At 38.3% G+C, this 7,959-nt stretch carries 7 protein-coding genes; all 7 read left to right on the top strand.

Annotation, left to right across the window (positions count from 1 at the left end; all coding sequences use genetic code 11):
• Window positions 1-160 precede the first annotated feature (160 nt).
• The 7 genes from A9G30_RS08045 (at window position 161) to A9G30_RS08075 (ending at window position 7,918) form a co-directional block, all read left to right on the top strand.
• Complete coding sequence (locus tag A9G30_RS08045) at window positions 161-1,453, top strand: hypothetical protein (protein ID WP_065588619.1); 1,293 nt, start codon at window positions 161-163, stop codon at window positions 1,451-1,453.
• A 69-nt stretch (window positions 1,454-1,522) separates the two neighbouring features.
• Window positions 1,523-4,378 carry a DUF6531 domain-containing protein gene (locus tag A9G30_RS08050; RefSeq protein ID WP_065588620.1) on the top strand — a complete coding sequence of 952 codons (2,856 nt, stop codon included), beginning with the start codon at window positions 1,523-1,525 and terminating at the stop codon, window positions 4,376-4,378.
• On the top strand, window positions 4,375-5,316 hold the full coding sequence (locus A9G30_RS08055) for an RHS repeat-associated core domain-containing protein (protein ID WP_065588621.1): 942 nt from the start codon (window positions 4,375-4,377) through the stop codon (window positions 5,314-5,316). The genes A9G30_RS08050 and A9G30_RS08055 overlap by 4 nt, the downstream gene beginning before the upstream one ends.
• A gap of 12 nt (window positions 5,317-5,328) precedes the next feature.
• Entirely contained in the window at window positions 5,329-5,535 is a 207-nt protein-coding gene (locus A9G30_RS08060; protein ID WP_065582864.1) for a hypothetical protein, read from the top strand.
• Between the two features lie 113 nt (window positions 5,536-5,648).
• Window positions 5,649-6,098, top strand: a complete 450-nt coding sequence (locus tag A9G30_RS08065) for a CdiA family toxin C-terminal domain-containing protein (protein ID WP_065588622.1) — start codon at window positions 5,649-5,651, stop codon at window positions 6,096-6,098.
• A 2-nt stretch (window positions 6,099-6,100) separates the two neighbouring features.
• Window positions 6,101-6,484, top strand: a complete 384-nt coding sequence (locus tag A9G30_RS08070) for a hypothetical protein (RefSeq protein ID WP_065588623.1) — start codon at window positions 6,101-6,103, stop codon at window positions 6,482-6,484.
• A gap of 198 nt (window positions 6,485-6,682) precedes the next feature.
• Window positions 6,683-7,918 (top strand): RHS repeat domain-containing protein, encoded by a 1,236-nt coding sequence (locus A9G30_RS08075; protein ID WP_065588624.1) that lies wholly within the window; start codon window positions 6,683-6,685, stop codon window positions 7,916-7,918.
• The last annotated feature ends 41 nt before the right edge of the window (window positions 7,919-7,959 follow it).

Raw genomic sequence — 7,959 nt, forward strand, 5'->3', positions numbered from 1 at the left:
ATTTACAACAAACACATCCTGATATTTATTTTGCTTTTGAATTAGATTTATTAGAACTCAAAATAAAAAAATGGCTTAATTCAAAGGAATCTACACAAGAAAATAGCTTAGAAAAACTTATATTAAAATTAAAGCAACAAAGTGAATAATGGAATAAAAGATGGTTGATCTAACAAAACTGAATAATGATCAAGAAATAACTGACAAAATATTTAAACCAGTTTTAGAGCGCTTTAGAAATATTTTAGCAACGCCCATTGATGGGGAAAGCGTTTACAAAGACGGGATTTTAAAAAATAAAGCGATTAAAAAATATCATAACTTCCTCAAACAACAAGGTATTATGGGAACGAACATTATCCCACAATATCAGGCTAATCACCTATCATACGAGCAAAACCAAGTAATAGCTGAAAAGCTTCGTAATAGAATATCTGTTTCTCCAGAGGAATTAAGAAAAAACAGCCAAGAATTGGCTCAAAGCTCAATATCACCTTACACAGCCACTTGTCCGGCTGCTCAGGGTGAAATTGAGATTATATATGGTATCCAAAATTTTAAATATCTTAATAATAACCAACCAGAAATAACTGATTTATCAAAAAGAATTATTCCATTAGGCCCATTAAAAGGACAGCTTTTTAAAGAAATATCTGTGCCCAGTAATGTACGTTTTGGAGACACAAAATTTATACCTGATTTAAAGAATCCAATCCATTTTGAAATAAAAGAAGATGGTACGGCTAAATTACCTTGCTCAAAAGGTGAAAAGTACTATATTAAAATTGACACATTAACATCAGATGCTGATATTCAGCAATGGTTAGATGGATATCAACTTATGATTAATGAGCTTAGCGAATTCCTTGAATATGAATGGAAAACCGTTCACCTTCCTAGATGGAAAGCAAATAAAGATAAAGGAGATAATTTTTGGCTTGGCGTTAATGATGGTTTGTCGGCAATTCCGTCTATTCAGCAAATGGATGACCAATTGTTTGAATATTTAAATTCCTCTAATTATCGTAATCATATTCCGCCAAATGCGATAAGAGAGGCATGGAAATATATAAGCCGTAATGTTACAAATATAATCCAATCTATCGCTAATAACTTAACCAAGGAACAAGAAAAACAATATTCGTTCTTTCTGCAAGATAAAATTCACATGTATATTCTTGAGATTTTTATTCTTTATTGGAAAGAATTACTCAGCCCTGCAGATAAAGCTTATTTTGATGGTAAAGATCTGACCGAAATGTTTGCTGCTGTTATAGGATTTATTATAGAGTTTTATTTGGGTGGAAAAGCTATTGATTTGCTTATTAAATATTCAGCAAGAATGGGTTTTATTGTATCAAGTACATTTGTAGAAAAGGATCTCATCCTTTTAGCTAATGCGACGAGCAAATTAGTTTTACCACAAAAAATGGCAAACGGATTAGCTTATTGATTTGCTGTATGGTCATTAAAAAGAGATATAAATATAAATGCAAGGGTTTTCAATAAAATTAATAAAACAATGGCCCATTTTCACTCTATATTTACGGGGCGACAAACCACCTATTATATTATAAGAGAAGATGTAGAAGCCATCTTATCAAAAACAGAGTCTATACCAGTTAAAAATAAAGCACCAACAAATGCAACAAAAGAAACGGGCGATGCGATTAAGGGTGAAACAAACCTAGACCCCGTATCAATGTTAACTGGTGAGGAGCTGTTAACGCTAGTTGATGATACGCTATTTAGTCAATTTCCGTTTATTTGGCAACGACTTTACCGAACCAGTGCGGTTGAATGCAATAGTGGGCTAGGTTATGGCTGGAGCCATACGCTTTGTCATAGCCTTACTTTTACTGAAGACAATCACATCATCTGGCAAAATAACGAAAATAACCTTATCACCTTTCCCCAACCGACAGAATCGGAACCCGCTATTCATAATTTGCTGTCAGAAGCCGCTATCTACCTAGGACGGGAGCCTAACCATTATCTGGTAAGTAGCGAATCGGGTATTTACCATTTTACGTGCGAAACCGCCGAGTCTAAGCAGGCAAAATTGCTGGCGATTAGTGATAAATATGGTCATCAACATCGCTTAATTTATGATAGTGAAGGTAAACTGATTGGGCTTGAGTTATCAGGTGGACTAAAACGCCTTGCCTTTCGCTATTCAACACAACAGCCATCACTTATCACCGAGGTAAATGAATTAACTCGCACGTCAGATAAACAGCCTTGGCAACCTCTGCGGTTGATTATGCGCTATGACTATAACGAACGTCAGGAATTAATCACTGCCACCAATGCGTTAAACCACACTGAACAGTACAGTTATGATGACAGTCATCTGATTATTCAGCGCAAGATGGCTGGGGGAGCGGTGTTTAACTGGCAATGGCAGGGAGAGGGCAAAACCGCAGTTTGTCATCAGCAAATCACGAATCTTAACGGTATTCAAAGTCGTTATGAGTGGGATAAAACCAGTGGCAAGAGCACGGTCTATCAGTCTGATGGGACCACTTTAAGTTATGTGCACAATGCACAAGGTAAACTGATTAGTCAAACCAATGCCGCCGGTCAAACCACCACCTATGATTATAATGAGCATGGTCAGTTAATTAAACAGACTGACCCACTTGGTGGGGTAACACAATACCTGTATAACGAACTTAATCAGCTCACCACGCTAATTACGCCAGATGAGCAGCAGACGGATTATTACTACTGGGGTGAACGTGTTAGTGAAGTGGTTCAAGGCCATCGCCGCTGGCAATACCAGTATAACGAGTATGGTGACCGCACGGAAGCGATAAGTCCCGAAGGTAAAATAACACGCTATCAATATAATCAAGACGGGCAATGCACAACTATCCGCTATCCTGATGATACCCAACTGACCCAACAGTTTAATCACCTAGGTCAACCTAGCCAAATCACCTATCCTGATGGTCGCTGTGAACAGTACACGTATGATGCACAAGGACGCATTAGTACAGTGGCAGATGGGCAAAATAATTGTATTCATTACCAGTATAATGCCTTAGGTCAAATCACTAAAATCAGCTACCCGAATAACACTACTCGTGAGTACCAATACAACGCTTATGGCAAAGTCACTTGGTTTAAAGATGAAGCGGGTAAAGTCACCGAATATGACTATGCCTCGCCATTACATTTAATGACCGAAACACGGCTACCGGATGGAGAAAGGCTTAAACTTCGTTATGATAATATTCACCTGCAAGTCAGTGAAATTGAAAATCAGAAAGGGGAACGCTACCATTTTAGCTACACACCAACCGGTCAACTCAGTGAAGAAATCGGTTTTGATGGTGTAAAAACAACTTATCATTATAATGAAGCGGGTCACTTAATAGAAAAACGTGAATACGGCAATACCCCCGAAGCCGAGCCACTTATTACCCAGTATCAGCGCGATATCACGGGCAAACTAATCCGCCGTATCTTTGCGGATGACACCACTGAACAATACGAATATGATGCCTATGGTCAATTGATTAAAATCAAAGATGGGCAAAATATATTAGTCTGGGAATATAATCTGGATGGTCAGCTTACCGCTGAACACCAAAACTGGGCGACTATCCGCCATCGCTACGATGAAAACACCGGCTTACTCAATGGCACAAAACTGCCCGATGGGCAATGGTTAGAATATCATTACAATCAGGGTCAGCTACTGGGGATGACACTCGACCACCAGCCATTAGCCGCTTTTCGTTGGGATAAACAAGGGCGAGAGTGTGAACGTCGTCAGGGCAATGGGCTGGTTAACCGTTACCAGTATGACCCACTAGGGCAACTTATTGCCCATCAACGTTATCATGGTTATGATATTAGCACCCAGACCTCACCAACGCCAATTTGGCAACAGCAATATCACTACAATCCTAACGGACAGCTTGCCGAAATCACCGGACATCAGCCACGCCGTTATCGTTATGATAACGCCGGTCAGCTACACACAGTGACTTATCCTGAGGTCAATCCCGAGCAACATCATGCTGAAAAAGTCGAGCAGTTTGATTACGACCCAACGGGCAATAAAATCAGTGAAACCCAAGCGCTAGCCCCCACGCCTTTTCATGCCAATATCGCCAAAGGCAACCGGTTAACCTTTTTTAGTGATAAACACTTTGAATATGACCGCTTTGGTAACCTAATTGCCGAAAAGCGCGGAAAAGACCACAGTCTAGTTACCCACTATGAGTACGACTGCCGGCACCGGTTAATCAAAGTGATTAAACCAACGGGGCTTATCATCACCTATACTTATGATGCCTTTAACCGTCGTACTAGCAAAACCGTGGATGGTAAAACTACCGAGTTTATGTATTCGTCTCATCCATGAGACTCACCCTTGCAGGGCCAACGCTAAAGCGTTGTTCAAATTTGTTCCAGACAAATTTGTGGCAAGGTAGTAAACTTATTGCTGAGACTGATAACGATAAACACTGGCAAAGCTACCTTTACGAGCCAGACTCTTACCGCCCATTAGCCCTTGTGCATGGCAATGCGCAGCAAGATAACATCAAACTCTACTGGTATCAAAACGACCACCTCGGCACACCCATTGCTCTTACCGGCAGCTTAGGTGACACGCTCTACGAATGCCAGTATAATGCCTATGGGCAGATAATAAACGAAGCCTACCATCAGGATGATACCCAAGCCCTGCCGGATAATCCGTTGAGGTTCCAAGGGCAATATTATGATGAGGAGACAGGGTTACATTACAACCTAAACCGCTATTACGACCCATTTACCGGCAGATATATCACTCAAGATCCGCTAGGTATACTGGGTGGGTTAAATAGTTATCAATATGTCAATGCTGATCCGATAAATTGGATAGATCCGTTAGGGTTGATTAAGGTTGAAAATAGTGGGCTTGAGGGCATTGCTGGAAAGGAATCTACAGTAACAAAACCTGCTACAGGAGCAGAGAATGCCGCCAATAATCCTAAATTAAATGCTCAATTAGCATCTCAAGAAATAGCCAATGGACATGCTTTTGATAAGCATGTTTTACAACGAGGTGAATTTAATTCCCTAGGTATTAGAACACGAGAGCAATTCCGACAACATGTAGAAAAAGTTATTAATAACCCGACAGACGTACGTTATTACTCTGACGGGCGAGTTGTTTATTTAGATTCAAATATAAGAATTATTGTTATAAGAAATCCGGGTAAAGGTGAAAGTACAGCATTTAGGTCTGATTATGATATTGGATGGGATAACTATATTAAACGTTTACCAATCCAAAAAACACCGCCAATTAATTAGCTGAGGTTTAAAATGAAGATATTAGAGAAACAAAATAATTTATTAAATGTTCAAATGAGTGAGAGGGAGTTTAACTTAATAAGAGAGCTTGAATCTGCTGTTTTAGTTTCATGCAGTGTAAATGAAATTCCTACCTTAACAGGGTGGACTAGAGAAGATCTTTTAGAATTTGGGATCATGCTTAGTGAACTAGCAGAGAAACACAATATTAATTTATAACAGAATTAAAGCTTGTTAAATTTCTGCCTGATGTTGGGATTTTTTTATCTTTTTTAGATCTGCATCGTAAGTTCAATAATGAACTTGTTTTAACTCACCTTAATAATAACCGGATGTCCAGCAATAAGGTCGCTGACAAGGACGTTGAGGGGATTGTTGGAAAAGAAGCTGATACACAATTAGTGCCAGATACTTTTTTAGAATCAATTGAAATGACAGAGGCTAAAATTGTTGGTCCTAAACATACTGATAGACGTTTTCCGAGGTTAATTGAATATCAATATCAGCTACCAGCTAGAGCAGCAAACGGACCAAATGCAGGTAAAATTATTCGTTTTAAAAAAGCTGAAAAGAAAACGACCTATGATCCTGCAAAACTTTCCGATGCAAAAGTAGCAGATATGTCAAATAAAGCAGCGAAAAAAGCGGAAGATTATTTTAAAATTAATCCAGAACAAAGGCAATATTCAGTAAAAATAGATGGTTACTGGTTTAGAGTAACTCGTGATGCTAAAACAGGCGAAATAAATAATGCGTTTCTCAGTATATCACCAAGAGGATAAAAATGACAGATGAACAATTAAACTGGTTAATTAAAATAAAAAACTATTTTTATGATAACAATGTAAGAGATTTGTATGATATTATTTATTTAACTTTATCTAATAATCAAATGAAATATTTATTATTTTTAAAAATGGTAAGTGAAGGAGATGGATTTTTTCCGATTGAAGGAACTGGTTTTACACTCGATAAAGGTTGGGATAATCCTATTGATTTTAAAGAAGTAATTTTTTATTTAGGGGAATATGAAAGCTCCACAATATCTCCCCCAAAATTTGTTGAACTTATGCAAATAATATCAAATAGCTATATTGAAGCACATCCCAAAGAGAAAGATTTAATCGAATTTTATATGAATAAATTAAGAGAACGTTATTCAAAGTAAATAGCAAAATCCCCACATAATTAGTGGGGGAGCATGTTTTATTTATTAAAATTAACAAGAAAAATTTAGCAATTAACTTATCTTGTTTGATTTTTATCGCATTAAATCTGGCAATATCATTATAATGGACAGCTTGCCGAAATCACCGGACATCAGCCACGCCGTTATCGTTATGATAACGCCGGTCAGCTACACACAGTGACTTATCCTGAGGTCAATCCCGAGCAACATCATGCTGAAAAAGTCGAGCAGTTTGATTACGACCCAACGGGCAATAAAATCAGTGAAACCCAAGCGCTAGCCCCCACGCCTTTTCATGCCAATATCGCCAAAGGCAACCGATTAACCTTTTTTAGTGATAAACACTTTGACTATGACCGCTTTGGTAACCTAATTGCCGAAAAACGTGGAAAAAACCACAGCCTAGTTACCCACTATGAATATGACTGCCGGCATCGACTTATCAAAGTCATTAAGCCGACAGGGCTTATCATCACCTATACTTATGATGCCTTTAATCGGCGTACCAGTAAAACGGTAGACGGCAAAACCACCGAATTTATCTGGCAAGGTAGTCGACTTATTGCCGAGACCGATAACGATAAACACTGGCAAAGCTACCTTTACGAGCCAGACTCTTACCGTCCCTTAGCTCTTGTGCATGGCAATGCGCAGCAAGACAATATCAAACTCTACTGGTATCAAAACGACCACCTCGGCACACCCATAGCCCTTACCGGCAGCTTAGGTGACACGCTCTACGAATGCCAGTATAATGCCTATGGGAAGATAATAAACGAAACCTACCATCAGGACGATACCCAAACCCTGCCCGATAATCCGTTAAGGTTCCAAGGGCAATATTATGATGAGGAGACGGGGTTACATTACAACTTAAACCGTTATTACGACCCATTTACCGGCAGATATATCACCCAAGACCCAATTGGCATACTGGGTGGCTTAAATAGTTATCAATATGTTAATGGTGATCCGATAAATTGGATAGATCCGTTAGGGTTAATTAAGGTTGAAAATAATGGGTTTGAACATCTAAAACTTTCGGATAGACACTTATTAGATAGGGTTAGTATACCTAAAAGTACCGGTAATTCTATTTTCACTGGAACAAGAACCGAGGCATTAGCTGATCTTGCTAAAATTAAATCTGGCGTTGCTATTAGAGATGGTGAATTATTTACAACATCATCAGGCAGAGTATGGGGTATACATAATAATTCTGTCCACCCAATTTCTGGACCTGGAGTTGTAAATATTTCATCATTAGAATATAACATATTAGTTCAAGCAAGAAAAAGAGGAAAAGATAACGCTTTAATTACACTAGGTCATTTAGAAAAAAATAAAAAACTTAGTTCCGAGAAAGTAGAAAGAATTAAAATACTTTTAAATTTAATGAAGGATAAAAAATGAGTTATTCACCTTTTATTAATCTTTATTTACGTGATCAAAAA

The organism is Gilliamella sp. Fer4-1 (genome assembly GCF_001690515.1).
Taxonomy (GTDB): domain Bacteria; phylum Pseudomonadota; class Gammaproteobacteria; order Enterobacterales; family Orbaceae; genus Gilliamella; species Gilliamella apicola_C.